The sequence below is a fragment of the Micromonospora cynarisoli genome, from assembly GCF_030518815.1.
GTDB lineage: Bacteria > Actinomycetota > Actinomycetes > Mycobacteriales > Micromonosporaceae > Micromonospora > Micromonospora wenchangensis.
This window is the reverse complement of sequence record NZ_CP130426.1, coordinates 5,583,639-5,602,490: the sequence shown is the minus strand read 5'-3', so window position 1 is coordinate 5,602,490 and position 18,852 is coordinate 5,583,639. Positions and strand designations below refer to the sequence as shown.

12 protein-coding genes are annotated in these 18,852 nt (G+C 66.1%); 4 read left to right on the top strand and 8 right to left on the bottom strand.

The annotated features are described in order from the left end of the window. Window positions 1-339: 339 nt before the first annotated feature. From Q2K16_RS24630 to Q2K16_RS24610, 5 genes are all read right to left on the bottom strand, one after another. On the bottom strand, window positions 340-1,464 hold the full coding sequence (locus Q2K16_RS24630) for a hypothetical protein (protein ID WP_302740524.1): 1,125 nt from the start codon (window positions 1,462-1,464) through the stop codon (window positions 340-342). A 123-nt stretch (window positions 1,465-1,587) separates the two neighbouring features. After that, window positions 1,588-3,672: a methyltransferase, FxLD system gene (gene fxlM, locus Q2K16_RS24625; protein WP_302740523.1), complete on the bottom strand. Its 2,085-nt coding sequence runs from the start codon at window positions 3,670-3,672 to the stop codon at window positions 1,588-1,590. Between the two features lie 14 nt (window positions 3,673-3,686). Continuing rightward, window positions 3,687-4,949, bottom strand: coding sequence for a lanthionine synthetase C family protein (locus tag Q2K16_RS24620; RefSeq protein ID WP_302740521.1), 1,263 nt, complete (start codon window positions 4,947-4,949; stop codon window positions 3,687-3,689). Next, entirely contained in the window at window positions 4,946-7,972 is a 3,027-nt protein-coding gene (locus Q2K16_RS24615; protein ID WP_302740519.1) for a lantibiotic dehydratase, read from the bottom strand. The genes Q2K16_RS24620 and Q2K16_RS24615 overlap by 4 nt, the downstream gene beginning before the upstream one ends. 113 nt (window positions 7,973-8,085) lie before the next feature. Then, on the bottom strand, window positions 8,086-8,220 hold the full coding sequence (locus Q2K16_RS24610; protein WP_302740517.1) for an FxLD family lanthipeptide: 135 nt from the start codon (window positions 8,218-8,220) through the stop codon (window positions 8,086-8,088). 517 nt (window positions 8,221-8,737) lie between these two features. Here Q2K16_RS24610 and Q2K16_RS24605 point away from each other — a divergent pair. The 3 genes from Q2K16_RS24605 (at window position 8,738) to Q2K16_RS24595 (ending at window position 10,882) form a co-directional block, all read left to right on the top strand. Continuing rightward, window positions 8,738-9,613, top strand: coding sequence for a helix-turn-helix domain-containing protein (locus tag Q2K16_RS24605; RefSeq protein WP_302740516.1), 876 nt, complete (start codon window positions 8,738-8,740; stop codon window positions 9,611-9,613). Next, window positions 9,610-9,819: a DUF397 domain-containing protein gene (locus tag Q2K16_RS24600; RefSeq protein ID WP_302740514.1), complete on the top strand. Its 210-nt coding sequence runs from the start codon at window positions 9,610-9,612 to the stop codon at window positions 9,817-9,819. Before Q2K16_RS24605 ends, Q2K16_RS24600 begins: the two co-directional genes overlap by 4 nt. Before the next feature lie 280 nt (window positions 9,820-10,099). Then, entirely contained in the window at window positions 10,100-10,882 is a 783-nt protein-coding gene (locus Q2K16_RS24595) for a transposase family protein (protein ID WP_302740512.1), read from the top strand. A gap of 47 nt (window positions 10,883-10,929) precedes the next feature. Here the strand turns inward: Q2K16_RS24595 and Q2K16_RS24590 are convergent, their stop codons facing one another. The 3 genes from Q2K16_RS24590 to Q2K16_RS24580 form a co-directional block, all read right to left on the bottom strand. Further along, window positions 10,930-11,325 (bottom strand): hypothetical protein, encoded by a 396-nt coding sequence (locus Q2K16_RS24590; protein ID WP_302740510.1) that lies wholly within the window; start codon window positions 11,323-11,325, stop codon window positions 10,930-10,932. 1 nt (window position 11,326) lies between these two features. After that, window positions 11,327-12,661, bottom strand: coding sequence for an NsdA family TPR-like regulatory protein (locus Q2K16_RS24585; RefSeq protein WP_302740508.1), 1,335 nt, complete (start codon window positions 12,659-12,661; stop codon window positions 11,327-11,329). Between the two features lie 520 nt (window positions 12,662-13,181). Next, window positions 13,182-15,602 (bottom strand): hypothetical protein, encoded by a 2,421-nt coding sequence (locus Q2K16_RS24580; RefSeq protein ID WP_302740507.1) that lies wholly within the window; start codon window positions 15,600-15,602, stop codon window positions 13,182-13,184. Window positions 15,603-15,937: 335 nt separating this feature from the next. Between Q2K16_RS24580 and Q2K16_RS24575 the strand changes: the two genes are divergently transcribed. After that, the gene (locus Q2K16_RS24575; RefSeq protein WP_302740492.1) at window positions 15,938-17,995 is read left to right on the top strand and encodes a restriction endonuclease FokI C-terminal domain-containing protein; all 2,058 of its coding nucleotides are present in this window, start codon (window positions 15,938-15,940) and stop codon (window positions 17,993-17,995) included. Window positions 17,996-18,852 lie beyond the last annotated feature (857 nt).

Below are 18,852 nucleotides of genomic sequence, written 5' to 3'. Positions count from 1 at the left end.
CCCATACTTGATGATCGTGGTGCCGGCCAATTGGCGTCCGGAGCACGGCTCAACCTCACCGCACGTCACACACTCTCCGGATGGTCGGACCGTCAGGTGGCGTTCAAGTTCTGCCTGGGCTCGTTCGACCTCTTCCAGTGCCACGCTGGCCAGATAGGTCGTGCTCACCACGGCCCCGACGATGGTGTAACGCCCAATGCGCGTATCCGCACGAGTGCCGGACGAGGGCTTGGGCCAAGCGGCGTGCCGTCTACCCGTAGCGCCAGACCATCCCCGTTCGACGGCCCATGGCCGTGCATCCAGACCTGGTCACCGACACGGGTGACGGGTGGAGTCAGATCACTGCGTCCGCGCACGTGGTCCTGCTCCCCGATCTCGATCACGTCGTCTAGCTATTACGGAGCCGGCCAGGTCGAGCGCTACGGAAAGTGGATCAATCGCCGTAGCCGGCAGGCAGCCCTGGTCTAACCCGCTCGCCTTTATCAACGGGCGTAGCGTCCCTTGGCGTTCGGCCGTGACAGCCGGGTGGTTGATGAGGTCGCGTGCAGCGTTGGCGTCCTCGTCGTGGATCACATCTGCCACCAGCTGTTGGGTCAGGCTGTCTACGACATCGATTGGCAAGCCCACCGAGAGGTCCAGGGCCGTCAGTCCGAGGCGAACGCGAAACACTGCGAGCCCAGGAGCTCTCGGTACGGCTGACACTCGATCGATGAGCTCAGCGTGGTCGACGGCGACCGTCCCCACGGCCAACTCCTGCCAGGTCTTGAGGAGCCCATGCACCGCTTGCTCCCACGGCGGTTCGATCTTGGTGGCCGCGAGGAGAGCCGCTGCTGACGGCCACTCGTCTTGCAGGAGATGGGCGACGATCGCGACTTGCCGTCCATCGAGGAGGGTCGGTCCGATCCCGTCGTATCGGCGCACATGGGTTACGGCTTCGTCCCACCGTCCGGCGAGGGTGAGGGCGCGGGTTCCGTCGGAGAGCAGGGTGCCGCGCAGCCAACTGATGATCTGATTGAGTTCTTCGGGATCGGCGGGAAGTTGTCGAGGATGTATTTCCAGGTCGTCCAGATGAGCGGGAGTGCCGCCGACGATGGCCGCGTACAGATCGGTGAGTAGGCGGTACGCACCGTCGCCGTCGCCTTCACGAATGCGCAGGCGAGCGAGGTTGACGACTGGTTCGAGAGCGAAGCGGGCCGCGTAGCCGTTCAGCGGGGCTTGGTTGAGGTAGAGGCTTGCGTGGCGTATGCACCAGGCGCGGGCAAGGTTGGGGTCTCCACAGTCGGAGGCGACGAGGGCCGCCCCGTTGAATACCATGGACGCCTTGTCCGGGTCGCTCTCGCAGTGTGCGGTTTCGGCGAGCCTGACGAGCCGGTCGACCCGAGCGTCCAGTGGTTTGGCGGGCGGTCGTTTGCGGGCGACGAGAGGGAAGCGGGCCGCGATGGTGGCTGCACGAGACGGAGTCATGGTGTCCTCATCCGCTGCGGAAGGGCCGCATGTGGGCAACGAGGTGCGTTCAGGTCGTACGTGACGGCTCAGCTGAGCTCGTCCACCGGGGCGGGACAGGACACCGCCCCGGCCTGGATGCGGTCAGAAGGAGATCGTGAGGGTGGTGTCGGATCGGCTGATGTCGCCGTGGTCGGCGGGCCGGGTTCCTGCGCGGTGGGCGGTGACGGTGGGCTGGTTGGGGCGGTTCGCCTCGTCCCATTGGTCGAGCAGGTTGGTCAGCTCGGTAGCGAGTGTGGTGGCATCCGGGCCGTGGGCGATTGCGCCGAGTTCGTGGTGGCCGTCGCCGGTTTCTTGGAAGGCGAGGTAGGCGATGGTGCCGCCGTGGTAGATGGCGGCACCGGCCCATCGGTAGGCGGGGGTGACCAGTCCGCTGGTGCGGGCGGTATCACCGACGCCGAGGCGGCCGAACGGCCTGCTGGCGTGCACGAGGAGCCACAGGTCGAGGTGGCCGATGGGGTCCGCGTCGCTGATCTGGATGCCGGTCCAGCGTTCGAGACGGGGGTGACTGAGGGCGTCGGCGAGGGCGACGCGGTCGGGTTGGTCGGTGGCGTCGAGTTTGAGGACGACGTCGGTGTCGAGGCGTACGTGGTGGTCGGTGTGTTCGGTGCTGCCGCGCATGGGTACGAATCCGCAGACCAGCGGCGTCGTGGTGCTGACGAGCTGGTGAGGGCTGGTGCGGTCGAAGGCGAAGCATCGGGTCAGGCCGCTTTCGTGTACGCGCAGGGGTACGACGATGCGGCCGTGGTCGGCGAGTTGTTCCCACCAGGCGGCGGAGATGTCCCAGGCTCCGGCGGCGACGATGATCCGGTCGTAGGGCGCGTGGTCGGGGTCGCCGAGGGCTCCGTCGCCGCAGATCACCTTCACGGTGTCGTAGCCGGCGCGGTCGAGGCCGGCGCGGGCGCCGTCGGCGAGGTCCTGGTCGAGTTCGATGGTGACGACTGTGCCGCCGGGGCTGGTCAGTTCGGCGAGTAGGGCGGCGTTGATGCCGGTGGCCGCGCCGATCTCCAGGACGCGGTGGCCGGGTTGTGGGGCGAGTTGTTCGAGCATGTCCGCGACGAGGCTGGGGCTCGACGCGGACGACAACGCGGCACCGCTGGGGTCTCGTTTGGTGACGATGTGGCGGCGGGTGTAGACGGTTTCCAGGTCGACGCCGGGGAGGAACTGCTCGCGGGGGACCGCACGGAATGCGTGCGCGACGGCGGCGGATCGGATGTGGCCGCGCTGTTCGAGCGTGCTGGCGAGTTGTTCGCGCAGCGTCGCGGCGCTCGACGGTCCCGGTGCGGTGGGGGAAGTGTTCACTGCGTTGACCCTACTTCCGATCTTGGCAGCGGGTTTATAGCCGGATGGGGTGTCGAACTGGTGGTGGAAGGTGACGGTCACTGCCGCCGTCGCGATTAGCCAGGTGTCAACGGCGGAGATGCCGAGCCGGTTGAACAGGAACAGGAGGTGGTGGGTCAGTACCTCGCGTAGGTCGCGGGTCAGCGTGCCGTGCCGGTCGAGGAACCCGAGGTTCGCGCCTGCCTGCTCGTGGGCTTTCGGCCATTGCGGGGTGACGGCCAGTGGGCTTGCGGCAGTGTCGTCGGCTGCGGTGATCAGGCGCTGCACCGCCGCGATGAGCCGTGGGCTCGGTGTGGGGGCGTTCGGCTGGTGCCGGCGGGAGGCGAGAAGCCGCCAGACGTCGCCCTGCTCGGAGAACTCCAGTCCGGCGGCGCGCATGAGCCGGGTGGCGAGCAGGACGCCGAGCTCGCGCCGATGGGTGCCGCCGGCGGTGGCGAGATGGCCGAGGATGTGGCGGCTGTCGGTGTGGAAGAGGGTGTGGGCGATCGTCATGGCCTGGTCCCCGCCGAAGGCGTACGCCTCGGGCCGGTAGACGGGCTCGGTGACACCGCGGATGCGGTCGTCGTCGATGATGGCGGCGAGGAGGGCGTAGAACTGGGCGAGCCGGTCGCCGGGCAGAAGCCGTAGCCGCCACGTCTCGCTCTTACGAATGAACCAGAAGGCGGTGATCGCCCGGTGGTCTTCCGCAGCGGTGAGCTCGGGGGCGAGCCGTGCTGCGGCGTAATCCTCAGCGGTCTGCCAGTCCGAGAAGGTCAGGTTGAGCTGGCGCCATCGGCTCACTGGTGCCACGTCTGGTGGCTCGGTGTCGCGTTCGGAATCGAGATCCACGACGCTCTCCTTGTCTAGTTGATCAGTAGGCTGGTGGCCCAGGGGATGTCGGTGCCGGTCGCGACGGTGTGCAGGGTGAGGGCGATTCCGGCGGGGCCGGTGATCAAGCCGGATCGTGCCGGGGTGGTGTCCGTGGCGTGCTGGATCAGCAGGCGCATGAGGTGGGGTAGGTGCGTGTGCAGGCTGGTGGTGCGGGCGTCGGCGGCGGCGTACCAGGCCGTAGCGGCAAGTCCTGCCCACCCGTGACACAGCGACGGATCGACGATCCGGCCGAGTTGGCGGGAATCGGCCAGGCAACGGATCAGGGCCTCTTCTGCCGCCTCTTGCCTGGCGGCGTCGTCGAGAGCGATCCCGGCCAACTGCTGGGCGCGGGCGACGCCGGGGGTGCCGTAGCACCAGGACGGCCGCGCCGGCCCGCTCACGGAGGGCCTCCCGGCGCGCAACTCCGCGACGGTGATCTTCTCCGGCCACCACGGTCCCGCAGGGCTCGCCTGCTGCCAGGAGTCGAGCCACGTGCAGATCCGGCGGATCGCCTCCACCTGCCCCGGCACCCGGATGTCCTGCCGCATCGCCAGGGCCAGGAAAGCCAATGGGCCGGCGATGCCGTGCGCCATGCCGCCGTTGGCATGTCCGCCCTGCTCCGGGCCGTCGCGTTCGGCGGGGTCTGCGCTCCACCACCCCGGCGCGAGTCGACCTGCGGCGTCGTCGGTGGGCACCGGCTCGGTGAGTTGGACCAGGTACGCCAGCACCCGCCGGAGCAGAGGTCCGTGCGGGGCGCGGCGCAGCAGGTAGGCTCCCAGGCCGGTCAGCCCGCGTACGAGATCGAACTCCGACAGCGTGGGCCGGGCACCCGCCGCGAGGCGTGCCGTGGCAGCGGCCAGGCGGCGTTCCACCAGGTCATCGAGGGCATGATCAAGCGCGTCCAGCGCTGCCGGGCGGGAGTGCGGCACGGCCATGGTCAGCGCGTGGGTGACAGCGGGTGCGCCGAACCAGAGTCCGGCTCCGCTGCCGCTGTTCAGCGCGTCAGCGGTCGCGCGTCGCAGCCAGGCATGGACCGGTTCCCACCCACCGTGTCCTGTCTGCGCTCGCACCCCGTGCAGGAGTGCCACCCCGGCGGCACCCCGGGACAGCGACTGGGCGTACCAGCGGCTACTGCGTGGCCCGTAGTCGTCCGCCGCGAAATCCGGGGGCGGCGGCTCGGTCAGGGTGTCGGTGATACATGCGGCCACCGCCTCGGCCGCCCGTAGCAACGGTGTCCTCAGCGGTGCTCCGGTCATCGGGATGCTCCTACGGCACGAACCCGGCGACGCACCGCCGCCAGCGCGACATGGCGTGCCAACCGATACGTGAGCTGCTCGGCGTCTTCGTCCGGGCCGAGAGCGCGAACGACATGCAGGTGCATCAGCGACGCGAGCACCGAGGCGGGGGTGAGCGGGCCGGCGACGGCGGACAGCTCGGCGGCGTACCGGATTGCGGCCCTGGCGCGTTCCTGCCATGCATGCTGGATGGGCTCGGGAAGTTCGCTCGGGTCGAGGGTGACCGCTTGGCGCAGCACGTCTTGCTGGATCGTTGCCTGCCCGGTCTGCTCGGGGCGCGTCACCAGCCACTCGCATCCGTCGGTGCGGCTGCCGAGCATCGAGGCGGCCAGGTCGACCATGCTCAGGGCGGTCAGTGCCTGCCGATTGATCCCAGACTCGGGCAGCGCTACCAGCTGTGCCAGGGCTGCGGTGGAGTCGGCGGCGAACAACTTCTCGGCCGCTGCCAGCGCGGGGCCGCAGCCGTAGCGACCGGACTCGGGATGGTAGGTGTCCAGGCTCCAATCGCCGGCAAGGCGCTGCTGTCGGAGCCCGGCGACCCACCGCCCGACCCGTACTGCCGCGTCGCCGTAGTCATCGGTGTGCAGTCGTAGTCGAAGATGCGGGGTGGGGCGTCGCATGCGCACGAACCACCACAGCGGCGGCTCGGGCCAGTCGGCGAACAGCGCGGGCAGCCCCCGCATCACCAGGTCCATCGTCGAAGGGTCGACGGCCACCGAAGCGGACAGCAGGCCACCGACACCAGGTAGGAGTGGCTCGGGGGGAACGGGCGGAGGCCACGCGCCTCGGCCGGTAACCGCAGCCGGCGCGGCAGCGGGCGCAACCGTCGAGGCGACTGGCACGACGATCTCGTGGGCGCGGCCGGAGAGCCAACCGAAGTCCTCCGGACTCGCCGCGTCCACCACGGTTACCGGTCCGGCGCTGGCGTCCAGGTGGGCACGCAGCAGGGCTCGATCCATGGCCTGATCGAGGTGGAGTCGAAGCCTCTGGTCACCGTTGCCGACCTGCACCCATGCCGGCAGCCGCAGCCTCGTCCGCAGCGCCTCCCAGGCGGTCAACCACTCACCATCGCTGGCGTCCGCACCGGGCAGAGCAGTCGGATCGACGCGCCACCGGGCCGCCGCCAGGAGGACGCGCCCGTACCTCAGCGCGGGTCGAAACGGCAAACAGGAAGCCGCACCCCAGTCGAACGGTCTCAGCCGGGCATCCATGGCTCGCGGCAACTCCAGGAGAAACCGGCCGAGCAACGGCATCGTGTGTACAGCGGCGGCATGCGCCACCGTCGGCTCCACCACCCGCCGCCGCGACATCGACACCAACACCAGCCGATCACGGCCGGCGGTCACACCGAGGTCGTCGAGGCCAATCACGTTCTCGGCCACGGGCCGGTGCTCGGCCAGGCTGACCAGCCACGGAAGAACCTGCCGAGAGCTGAGCACGTTCTGAGCGTGCAGCTTGCGCGGCGGGAAGCTCAGCTGCACCGACATGGCCCCGGCCACCGCGACAGGAAGACGGGCGAACTCCCGGCACATCAACTCCCGATCGGCGTAGGGCAGCCCGTCGAGGAAGCGCCCGCTCGTCGCCATCGCCGAGCGGCCCATGCCGGTCAGCGCGACAGTGAACCGTCCTTGTGTCAGCGCCTCCAGCGAGACCGCGCGGACCTCGGCCGAGACGTCGACGTGAGGGCTGGCGGGCCCCGTGACTCGGCTGGGACCGGCGAGCCATTCGATGGCCGCGTCGTCGAGAACCACCTCACGGGCACCGTCGATCACCGTCTGCTGAGCCATTGCGAGCAGGCGCTCGTCACGGCCGGACAGCAGAGCCGCAGGCGCGTCGGCCACGGTGCCGAAGTGTTCGGGGAAGCCCAACCCCACGAGTGGATCTACCAGCCGAGCGAGCGGCACCACTGCCGTCATCCCGTAGCGGTCGACGAACCGGGCACGGTACGCACGCCACTCTGGTCGTCCCGCCGGATCTGGCGTCAGCCGTCGTAGCACCTCCACCGATGCGGCGATCTCGGCGGCGACCTGCTCCGGCATTGCGACCTGATCCGCGAGCTGAAGATCCACCGCGAGCGGCTGGGTGGCCGGTGCCACGCTGCGCATGCGGTCGGCGAGCCCACGAAGGTACGTCGCGCTCCCTGCGCTGGTAACACCGAGACGACCAAGCAGCGAGCGCAGCTCGACCAGAAGGGTTCGCTGTCCCTCAGGATCACCGTCGAACGCCGCATCGAGGGTGTCCAGGACATGCCTGATCGGGTCCGTGCACGTCGATGGGGGTCGGAGAGCGGAGATCAACACGCCGTGGTCCACCAGGCCGGCGACCATCGTGTCAGCGGACGCGCGTGGGAAGCCGGGAAACGCAGCGGCGACCGTGTCGACCAGCTCAGCCCATGGCAACGGGGCAGGGGCGAGTGACACCGCCAGCCGTACCGCTGCGGTGTTCCTCACCGAGGTCGACTCCGTACATGCAGAGGCGTGCGGCCGGCGGGCCACGACGATCCGAGGCCCGTTCACCAGTGCCAGGTTGTTCGCCTGCACGGGCAGACGGCGGCGTACGTCGGGCTCAGCTTCCAGGCGCGCGATCAGGGACGCGAGCCAACTCGCGTCCGGCCGTACCCGGATCGCCGGCTGCCCTGCCGGCACCACCGCAGCCACCATGTCGAACCGCAGAGCCGCCACCCCCGAGAACAACCCGAAGGGCGTCGCACGCCGCTGCGCCCGGACCAGGTACCGCGCCAGCGCCAGCGCCATCCGCCACCCTCGGTCCGGAGCAGCGCTCCCTGTGGCGAGGACCGCTCCTACGCGAGCAGCGAACTCAGGGCTGGCGGCCCAGACAGATTCGGCCAGGCCGACCTTCCGCCACGTCGCTTGCAACCAGTACGCGATACCGGAGGCGTCGCTCCGGTCAGGCCAAGGCGCAGGGCCGTCGGGCCATGAGTGAGCGGCAATGCGGATGGTCGCGGCATCGACCGACCGAAACATGAGGCGTCCTCCTTCCGTTCCGAAGCGCTCCTCCGGGGGACTGGCTGGTTGTGGGGGTGCCGGTTCCGGCAGGCAACGGGGGATCGCCTGCCGGAACCAGCGGGGGTGTTCGGTCAGCAGTCGCTGCCCTTCACGGTGTCGCAGCCGTCGTCCGTGTCGGCCAGCAGAGCGGCGGCGACCGGACCGTTCGTGACGATCTGCACGTCGAGCTCGAACGGGTCGTTGCTGACGGCGAGCAAGCTGTTCATGGGAGCCTCCAATGGGACTGGGATGATGGGTGGGCAGGTAGCCCCCGCAGCTACCAGCACGTTGGCTGGCGGATCGATCCGCCTTCCTGGAACGAAGTCCCAAGAGAACTCGCGTCGTTCGGCCTGCCCGCCGCCACGCCCTCCTTGGCAGTGACAGCGGGCAGGGGCCCCAGGTATGCCGGATGGCGATCAGCGCTCGTGGCGTCCATGCCGCTCCTCCCGCACCTCGGACGTGGGGGTCCGCCGCGAAACTGTCGCCACGTGACCCCACTTCAAGCCGTATACACATCGCTTGTTGTGCTTCCACGATCGCGGTTCTTGCGTAACCCCGGGAACACCGACCAATGGGGAAAGTTAGGGGGAGACTTACCGGTCGTCGTGCCCTTGAACAGGGGTTTCTATGTAGAAAGCATGATCGGCACTAGCGATGATCGGTAAAACAGGCGTTACGCTCTCGCCGCCGGGGTCCAGGCAGGTTGGAGCACCGGGCTATTCGCGTCTCTCGCCGGAGGTATCGGTGATCAGTCCATATGTCCGTCGTCGCCGGCTCGCTACCGAACTCGTGCGACTACGGGAGGAACACGGCTACTCCGCCGAGCGGCTCTGCAAAGAGGCAAAGATCGCCAAGCAGAAACTGAGCCGTTTGGAAAACGCGAGAGTCCGACCAGATCAAGACGAGATCATGCGAATCCTCGACCACTTCCGGGTTGACGAGCAGCGCTGGGAAGAGATCATGGCCATCGCTCGCGAGTCCCAGGAGAACGGCTGGTGGGAGAAGTTCCGCGTCGAGATGGGACCACGGCAGGCCCTCTACGCGGACCTGGAAGCCGGTGCGGAGCACATCGCCGAGTACCACATCACCCTGCTGCCGGGCCTGTTGCAGATCCCGGCGTACACCGAGGTCCGCGCGGTGGCAGATCGTGCTGCCTACCCCCGGAGGTTCACGGTGGAGCGAGCACTGGAAGCCCGAGCTGCCCGGCAACGGGTCCTTGACAGACCCGGCGGACCCACCTACGAGGTGATTATCGATGAGCTCGCGATCCGTCGGCACGCCGCACCGCCGGAGGTCGTCCGCGCGCAGCTTGACCACCTGATCAACGTCGGTCACGAGAAGCAGAAGACCACGATCCGGGTACTGCGGCTGACCGCGCGAATCGCTGGCAACGCGGTACCCCGTTCGTCGTACTTCAGCTACCGATACCCCGACCCGAGCGATCCGGTGGTCGTCGCGGTCGACACCATCACCAGCGACCTCGTCCTCACCGACCCGGACGAGGTTGCCAACTACGCCTCCCTGTACGAGCGCCTGCGTTCCGCGGCCCTCAGCCCCGCCGACAGCCTCGACTTCCTCGCCAGCGTGGCGGAGGAACTGCCCGACTACACCAGGAGATGACCATGCACCCCGAGAAGTTCACCAACTGGCGGAAGTCCAGCCGCTCCGGCGGTGGCGACAACTGCATCGAGGTCACCTTCGCACTCGACGGCACCGTGGGCATGCGGGACTCGAAGGACCGGACGGGACCAGTGCTGGGTTTCACCCGAGGTGAGTGGACGGCATTCACTGACGGCATCCGCGACGGCGAGTTTGACGCACACTGAGCAGCTGTCTCGTCGGCGCGCCCGGGAAGCCGGGCGCGCCGCGCTGACCTCGGAGTGTCACCGCTTGCAGGGGCAGTTCATGCTGGCCGGCGTAGTGCCCTGCCCGCCAATCTCGCGCCGGCTCGGAAGAAGCCGGACCCCGATGCGAGCATGGAGTGAGCCCTTTCCAGGCTGATCTTGCAGCTCGGCGGGTGTGGCGGACCCGATGATCGATGGGCGCGAGGCTCCAGGTAGGACAGCAAATCGACCAAAACCCGATGCCCCGACCGGGCGCCTCGCCATGCTGTCCTACCCCGCCACGATTCCGTTGTCCAACCGGACCCTGAACCACCTTGCCGAACGCATCCGCTCCCACCGAAAGCAGCGCCGATCCCGCTGGCGGCGACTGAACCCAGGCCGGCAGTCGTTACTCGCCCTGGCCCATCTGCGCAACGGCGACACCTACACCCGCCTCGCCGCCGGCTTCGAGATCGGCGTGGCGACTGCCTGGCGCTACGTGCAGGAAGCGATCGCCCTGCTCAGCGCAGCCGCCGAAGAACTCGACACCGCCATGCGGCGCATCCGGCTGCTGGCATACGCGATCCTGGACGGCACCCTGATCCCGATCGACCGCGTCGCCGACCAGAAGCCGTACTACTCCGGCAAGCACAAGCGTCACGGCGTGAACGTACAGGTCATCGCCGATGCAGTCGGTCGACTCGTGTGGGCCTCACCAGCCCTGCCGGGTTCGACCCACGATCTGACCGCCGCCCGGGATCACGGCATCATCGAGACCCTGGCCAGCACGGATGTGATGACCTTCGCGGACAAGGGGTATCAGGGCGCGCGAGGTAGCCTGCGCACACCGTTCAAGCGGCGCCGCTTCCGGCCGAAGCTGTCACGCCGACAGAAGGCCGTGAACCGGGCGCACGCGAAGATCCGTGCTCGCGGTGAACGCGCGATCGCCACACTCAAGACCTGGAAGATCCTGGCCAAGCTGCGCTGCTGCCCACACCGCGCGACCGCGATCGTGCAGGCCATCCTCGTGCTGCACCACGTCGAAGCCAACCGCTACGCAGGATGAAAATGGCTCAGTGGGAGTTGCGCGCTCCTGTCGGCTTTGTTCTCAGCTCAGCGCATCGAGACCAACGTCTGCTCGATGTGTTCGAAGATGTCCGAGTCCGTCTCCTGCTGCCACTCCGGCATGTCTGACCAGTCGGCCACGTAGGAAGCCTTCGGGTTCGGAAAGTGTTTGAAGATCTGCGCAATCCAGCACAGGGCGACGAAGCGTCCTTTCTGTTCACGGGTCAGCTTCGCGGTTGCGCCGTCGGCTGCCTCGATGAACTGGCGGACCTGCTCATACACTGCGGCGGCACTGTCCCGTTCCCAGTCGGGCGTATCATCCCAGGGCGTGACGTAGCCCGGTTTCGGTTCGCCGGGGTAGTGCTTACGGACTCCCGCGATCCACGCCTCCCGGAACACACGCCCTGGTTCTTCGACCTGCACGCTGGTCCTCCCTCTGGTCATGTCAGTTCCCTGCCCCTATCAGGGCATTGATCTGGCTGTTGAGATGCCGCACGTGAGTGTCGGCAAGGAACGGCTGCAAGTGGTGGTGTAGTCGGTTGAGTTTGGAGCCGACCACGCCGGAGCCGCTTTGGCGGGCAGTATCGAGGGCGGCGCTGCCGTAGAGCACGATCTGGTGTACGTCGCTACGGTGAACTCCGACCAAGGCGAGGTCCGTCAGAACGGTTCCGCGTCGTCGCGTGGAGAGGCTCTGCGACAGAGCGCCGGACAGCACAGGTTCGGCCAGGTCTGGGCGCCTCAACTCGACGTAGCAGGCCCCGCGTTCCTCGGCGAGCCGGGAGCCGTCGAAGCGCAACCATCCGCCGTTGTGCACTTGGCCGGGCAGGTGGTTGACCTCTTCGGCTTGGTCGAGCACCTGCCGGCATCCGCTGAGGTCGCCGAGGCCCGCGAGAGCCTGTGCCCGCACAGTGTGTGCCCAGTGCCGGGTCGACAGCGCGCTGTCCCCGTTCTGAGCCAGGCTGGCGGCAACGTCCAGCATCGGTGCGGCGTGCCGGAAGTCACGCTCGTAGACGCTGATGAAGGCGTGACGGATCATCGCGCACGCCCAGAGATCGTAGGCAGCGGCTTCTCGGGCGGCGGTCGCTGCCAGGGTGTAGCAGTGCGCGGCCTCGCTGTACGCGTTCGCGTCGAAGGCGACCTCGCCGGCGAGCTGGAGCAGGTCGGCGGTGACCCCGCAGAGCCTGCGGTGCACGAGTGTCGTGTGGGAGCGACGTAGGTTGGCCGTGAGCGTCGTCAGCTGACGGTTGACCAGCGGTGATACTGCTGCCTTGGACTCGGCCGCGCCGAAGGCCGCCCACAGCTGAGCGTTCAGCCCCTCGTACTCGTCGAGGGTTGCTGGGTCTAGACGCTTGTTCCCGTCACTGGAGGACTCGATGCGCGCCCAGTCGAGCTGGCTGCCCGGGACGGGCGCGGCCAACAGCGCACCTGTCAGGCTCAGCAGGCGTAGCAACTCGCGGCGGTTCATGTCGCCAGTGTCCGTGATCTCCCTGCCTATCAGCGACCCGCCGGCGTGATCATCATCATGGGTAGGCATCGCGCCGAGGGGCATCTGGTGGGCAACGGGATCAGAATGGCGTTGGCCACGGGTGATGTAGAAGCCCAGGTCGGCGTCCCGCGACGCCTTCAGCACCGCACGGAATGCCTCCCGGGTTGTGGGCTTGGGCCAGCGATGTTCTCCTCGCTCAAGCTTCCCGACGTGGTTGGCATCCATGCTGGTTCTCGTACCGTAGGTGTCCCACAGGTAGTTGTTGACCGCCTCGGCGACCTCCTGCCGAGACATCCGTCGGCCTGAACCGCTCGGGGACAGAAGCCGGCGGCGGGCGTCACTGAGCAGGGTGTTGGGGCCATCTGACGCACCCGACTTCGGTGCCAACCCATCACCGCCCGTCGAAAACTCGCTGTCATCCTTACGGGTGGTCCTGCAAGATCGCTGCCACCCTCATCCCTGGCCCGCTCGACCTCGGGCCTCTGTTGCCGAACGAGGCGACCCGACGGGCTGATCTGGCGGAATGCCAGCCCAGCATGCCAGCGTAACTACCTGATCACAAGACGAACTACCAACGGAACGTCAGGCTGACCGCAATCGTCCGGGTGGCCTACTCACCCCTGACTAGCACGGCAGCGCCACCAGGGGTCGGCGACCAAACGGGTCTACTGATCTGGCTCCGCCTAGCGAGCGTTACGGTGAGTCCTGAAGTCGGGCGGAGATCGACGCGCAGTCGTAGCCGAGATGAGGGTGCCGCTCACCGGCAGCTCGATTTGCCATAGATGCGTCTCTGTATGCACTGTTCCTCGGCTTGTCAGCGGCGCTTGCGCTTTCTGTTACGCGTCCGCCTCGGTGGGCGGCGCGCCGGGGGGCGTGGTCGTTGACCGACCGGCTGGAGCTTCATCTCCTTGACGAGCCGGTCGAGCGTGGGGTCGCTTGGCGCGACCGAGCTGAAATAGAAGTTGTCCTCCAGCGAACCGTTCTCTTCGAATATCCAGCCGTAGGCGCGGTCTGCTTGCAACTGATATTGCTTGACTTTGGCGTAAAGCTGCAGTCGTTCCTTGACTGCGGCGACCGAGGTGCCAGTGGGGCGTGTGGCCATGAATACAGTCGCGAAACCCCACATGCCAGCGTAGGCATTCATCGCGTCGTGGTATTTGCCGTCCTTCCGTGTGGCACGGGCGCACGTCTTGATCGTCGACAGTAGGCGTAGCTGCCCTTCGCCGGAAAGCGCGAGAAGGTCGGCTCCGCAGCGGAACCAGCCGGGTTTGCCCGCCGCGCTTAGCCGGTCAATCAGCTCAAGCACCTCGGCCGGCGCATTCATGGATGGTTTGACGGGTTCGTCGCCTCGCGGGAGTTCGTCGCGGTTCATCCATGTAGTCAACTCGATGCAGCAGTCAGTAACCATGGTGCCGACGGCTGACCGTTTATGACGCCTACGTTCGCTTTTCGTCACCGGTGGTGCTGTTGGATGTTCGGCCTTGACCTCATCAGGGTCTTCTTCAACGTAGAGATCTCCTGCAAGAAACATCATGTAGAGGTCGAGTTCATCGAGCGCGCGGTAGTATGTGGTCACTGGGCTGTCGGTGCGCCGTCTCAGGTAGAGCAGAAACTCCGCTGGGCGTTCACCGATCTCGGCGATGACGGCGAGGTCGTGTAGCGACAAAACCAATGGCGGTCGATCCTCAGGGAGGATCCCGGCATGCTGAAGATCGGCGATATTGGTGCCGAGAGGGCCGATGTCGTCGAGCACTACCACCAAGGTCCGCACCTCGCGAATCTTCGACAGGTCAAGCCAGGTGCTTGAATTCTCCCAAATGCCGCGATTTCTCTCGATGAGCTCACGAATGCGTGTTGCCTGACGTGCGCCGTCTCCGAGGGTGGCCTTGAGGTCGTTGTTAAGGCGTCGCACGTCGCCGCGGCGAGCCTGCTCAGCTATCGACTTGCCCTTTACCTCCACGACGACGGCGACGTCGTCGATCAGGAAGAGCGCGTCGCCTTCCACATCCTCGGCGGCTTGACGAGGATTTGCACTATCGGGCCCGACTTGGTCCGCAGAGACACCTGCCTTGGGCGCAAGGTAGTGGTAACTCTCCCGAAAGACAGGACTCCCGAGAATGGTCTCGAGATATCTCCTCGCGAGTTCCTCGCTGATCGGCTGGCGGCCCTTCTGGTCATACCTGCGCACATCAGGCGAGTTGGGCGGAAGTGCGCGCTCGAGAATCCGCCGCAGTACATCCTGTCCGATCTCGTTCGATGTCAACGCGAAATTGTCCTCGCCATCGGACACCAAAGGGCGTGATAGGAATGGGTTGTTCCCCATTAGAAGGTCAAAAACACGCTTTCCAGGGCTTTCCGAGTCGTCGAACTGTTGCGCGAACGAGCTAAGTACTCTCCGCGACGTGGCAATGTCCAATCCCGAGGCGCTGGCGACGTCGGCCGTCGTAATGATTGACCTGTCGGCGGGAAGAAAAATAAACGGTATCATCCCGCTCATGAACTGTTCAATGACCTCGCGAGGTACTTCTTTGGGATCGAGGTGCTGATGCGTCATTAGCAGGTTACCAGTTTCGTCGCGGAGACGGGTCATCCGTTCGGCAGATATCTCATTCATTGCCGATCGTGCCGCCGATACATCGTGGTAGCTGAATCCGAGATGCTTCTGCATGAGTTCACTCGCGGCTGCCGTCTCGAAAAGCCTGCGGTCGTGTTCGTCACGAATATGGTCATATTGCAGGTTCCGGATGTTCAGCACAGCGCCTTGATACTCACTTGCAAGCCGACCGAGCGGCTCATTACGCAGTTGCCCTTCAACCAACTGGCGATAGCTTGCGACCCGGGACAACCTCATGCATCGCTCATGCAGTTCCGAGATCACCTCGTGTGGTCGTGTATCGTTTCGCGGAGTGGGGCCCGGTTTGCGTGATGGTCTCGCCAGTAGGACGGCTGCGATGATCTCCACCGGCAGTGATACACCGCCATGTGGGGCAAAGCGGGGGTCGGGAACGATAGAAAATTCCCGCATCCGCATCAACTCGATGACATCAAAGGCGTCGGCGTCTGCAATCAGGTCAAGGATCGCCGCGACATCCTTCTCAACGTTCTCGTGCAAGATTGCGCGAGCATCAGAAGTGCTCTTGCAGTTACGAAAAGGCAAGAGCTCATTCACCGGATCTCCAAGAGATTCCGGATGGAAATCACCAACGATTTTTCCCACCGGGTGAAAGGCTGACATACCACGCTCCAAGCTCGGGCTTACGAGCATAGAGCACGTCCAACTGTGTTTACGCAACCGGAAGGCGGAGCGAGTTAGGTGTGCGGGCCCTCGATCCTTGATGAGCGATGAGCGTGGATGTACCTATCCGCCGCCAGTCGTGCACGTCGGCCCGACGGTGAGCCGTCACGCCCAGCAAACTACGAGGCCGAGGTGCGCGATGCCGCCGGTGAGCCGGTGGACACCTGGTCGGGACAGGCCGGAAAGGCCAGCAGAGCTGGACGGTGCGCTGGCCGATGCTCGGACCGGCCGACAAAAGGGCCTGGTGTCGTACCCCACCCGTACGCTTCGTGCCCGTGGATCCCGTATCGTCGGAACGGAAGCCGTGGGCCGAGCGTTCCCATACCATCGGCGCTCTGCCGGGCAAGCGCGACAACCTCCTCGCTGTACTCCGCGTCGTCCTCGAAAGCCTTCCCGCCGGCCCCGGCACGCGGGTCAGCCTCGTACGGGCCGACGGGGCGAGTGTCGACGCGGATCTAGAAGAGGTCTGCAAGCGCCAACTGTCCGCCATGGGCATGGTGTCGCGACGTCGGGACGGCGTATGGGTGCCCACGGCGGCGGCCTCGTCATGGCTGGCTGACGAATCCTCCCAGTCGCTTGCGGTGTACCTGCAGGGCCGGGTGAAATTCTTCGGCGAGCTGCTCCAGGCGCTGCCGGAGACCCGCGCGCGGGCTGATCTGCTCGAACAGGCCAAATCTTTCGGCCTGTTCTGGACCAGCCCCGATCAGATCCATCGGCGGATCACCTGGTTCACCGCCCTGGGGCTGGTCGAGCGCTGGGGAAACAGATACGTGCTGACCACTTCCGGCGAAGCGTTCCTCGGCAAGGTCGTCTTGGCGTCTCCCGACGAAGCTGCGAAGACTTCGCCTTTCGCCCAGCTGGACGAGGTCGAGCTGCCGGAGCCAGCTGACTGGGTCGCCCGGCGGGTGCGCGAACTGACTCCCGTGGCCCTGCGTCGGCGCAAGTCGCTTATCGGATACATCCCGCGTGGCCGCAACGCTCGGGGCCGCGACGAAGCGGGCGCCGGTCAGTCGCTCATCGAGTCGGTCAAGGCGGTGTGTGACATCCTCGGCAGCGGTGCCAACGCCGAGGAGTTCTTCGAACGCTGCAATGCCAGGCTCGGAATGAAGAAGAGCTCGTTCAGCTCCACGTTGCACAGCTTCCGGCATCTCGGCGCCATCGACCTCGTCGCGTTCCAACGTTACGGCGTCTCCGCTGAGTTCGCCGGCCTCCTCGAGCTGGGAAACGAGATCGATCTGGTCCGCTATCTGCACACCCGCTACGCGTTCGTTGCCGAGATGCTCGGCCACGCCGATGCCGCGACGTCAGTCGGTGAACTGGTCCGCCTCGCCAAGGAGCAGTACGGACAACCCCTGTCCGACGCTGAGGTGCGGACCCGACTGGGTTTCCTGGGCGACGCAGGCCTAGTCGAGCGGATCGACTGGATGCGATATCGCACCACAGAGTTGGGTCGCTTGCTCGCCGCTGAGCTGCCGTTGTCGGAGCTGCTCGGCGAACGCGTCGATGGAGCGACCGACGAGCAGGCCGTCAACGCCGACGAACCGCCGGCCACTGCGGAGACGCTCGCGGGTCAACTACGCGCATGCGCATACCGTAGCGACGCGAGCGAGGAGTTCGAGGCAGCTGTGGCGACCACGTTCCGCTTCCTCGGGTTCCGCGCGGAGCATCTCGGCGGCAGCGGCCGGACGGACGTGCTGCTGACAGCCGAGCTGGCCGCAACCGAGCGGTACCAAGCCATCGTCGAGGTGAAGTCCTCGGCCACCGGGATGGTCGCGGAAAACAGCATCAAGTTTGACGCGCTCAAGGACCACCAGCGTAAGCACCTCGCCGACTACGGGTTGATCGTCGGTCCCGGCTTCGGCGGCCGCATCCGAGAATGGGCAGTCAACAACGGCTTCACGCTGCTGACCGTCGACGACCTCGCGGCCCTGCTCGGTAGGCATCAGATCAGTCCACTCACCCTAACCGAACTCCGCGTGCTGTTCGAGCGGACCGGTGACGACCTCACCGACATCGAGGAGCAGTACAACGGCGCCGAACGATCCATCGATCTGATCACCCGCCTGATGGATCTGCTGTACAACGAGGCCAACGACGAGGAACCGCTCAAGGGTGGCGCGATCAGCCGGGAGAACATCTCGTATGCGCTCAGGTCAATGAACCCCCGACCCACTAAAGCCGCGATCGACGAGTCTCTCCAACTGTTGACGCACGATCTTGTCCGCGGTGCCTTCCAGGACGGGCCGCACTACCGTCTGGCGGACGCCCCGTCCAATGTCATGCGGCGGCTTGCCGGCCTCGGCATGGCCTTGGGCCGGTTTCAGCGCGTGTGACGCGATTCCGAGCGCTTGACATGTGATCGGTCATGAGCTCGGCGAGGCACACGAGCGCGTCGAGCAATCCCTCCGTTGGCGAACGGGTCTGCCCTCGTTCATGTGGCAGACGCCTGAAGACGCGTGCCAGCCTTGAGGTGTCTCTGATTTCCATGCCCGGCACACTCTCATGCCGCGATCCAGGCGCGTTCGGCGCCCGTACGTCGAGCCAACGACCGATGCCCCGGCCGCTCGGCCGGGGCATCCTTGATCGTCTACTCGAACCCGAAACTGGCTTCCACGATCAGTGACTGACCGGTCGCGTTTCGCGTTTGCAGTTCTGTGACGTGCCCCCGGCAGGATTCGAACCTGCGACACACGGTTACCGAAAGCAACGATCCCAACCTTGTCATTGACTGTCAAAACTAAGCCCTGAGCTGCACAGACACGATCGAGTAATGATCGCTCGTTATCACTTCCTGTCACCCGCCGACAGGGGTTTTCGGGGGGTAAACGGGGGACACGGACAGTATGCCGCCGGGGCCCACTGCCCCCTTGGGCACCAGCGGCACCGGAACGACATATGCCTACTCAATCGCGACTCGCCTACCGATGGGCAGGAGTTCGTGTCCACGGCCCGAGTTGAACCTCAACTACATGATCAGAATAGCCGCCGACCTGCAGTTGACCTGATCATTGAAATTGGTTTGGAAACCGCCATTCACAATCTGCCCGCATTTGCCTCAACCAAGACGCCCCCGAGGCTGGAATTAATGGAGGCGGCCAAGTGCGACGGGAGGCTTCCACCGCACTTGGCCGATGATAGAATTTGGTGCACGGCCATCTCGGCCGACTGCCTTTCTTGCAGCTCCCGCATA

What these genes read in the sequence shown, in the direction of transcription:
- Q2K16_RS24580 (WP_302740507.1), bottom strand. Translation starts at nt 15,602, where the DNA reads ATGTCAGCCTTTCACCCGGTGGGAAAAATCGTTGGTGATTTCCATCCG.
- Q2K16_RS24585 (WP_302740508.1), bottom strand. Translation starts at nt 12,661, where the DNA reads ATGTCTCGGCAGGAGGTCGCCGAGGCGGTCAACAACTACCTGTGGGAC.
- Q2K16_RS24600 (WP_302740514.1), top strand. Translation starts at nt 9,610, where the DNA reads ATGACCATGCACCCCGAGAAGTTCACCAACTGGCGGAAGTCCAGCCGC.
- Q2K16_RS24615 (WP_302740519.1), bottom strand. Translation starts at nt 7,972, where the DNA reads ATGTTTCGGTCGGTCGATGCCGCGACCATCCGCATTGCCGCTCACTCA.
- Q2K16_RS24595 (WP_302740512.1), top strand. Translation starts at nt 10,100, where the DNA reads ATGCTGTCCTACCCCGCCACGATTCCGTTGTCCAACCGGACCCTGAAC.
- Q2K16_RS24590 (WP_302740510.1), bottom strand. Translation starts at nt 11,325, where the DNA reads ATGACCAGAGGGAGGACCAGCGTGCAGGTCGAAGAACCAGGGCGTGTG.
- Q2K16_RS24610 (WP_302740517.1), bottom strand. Translation starts at nt 8,220, where the DNA reads ATGAACAGCTTGCTCGCCGTCAGCAACGACCCGTTCGAGCTCGACGTG.
- Q2K16_RS24630 (WP_302740524.1), bottom strand. Translation starts at nt 1,464, where the DNA reads ATGACTCCGTCTCGTGCAGCCACCATCGCGGCCCGCTTCCCTCTCGTC.
- Q2K16_RS24620 (WP_302740521.1), bottom strand. Translation starts at nt 4,949, where the DNA reads ATGACCGGAGCACCGCTGAGGACACCGTTGCTACGGGCGGCCGAGGCG.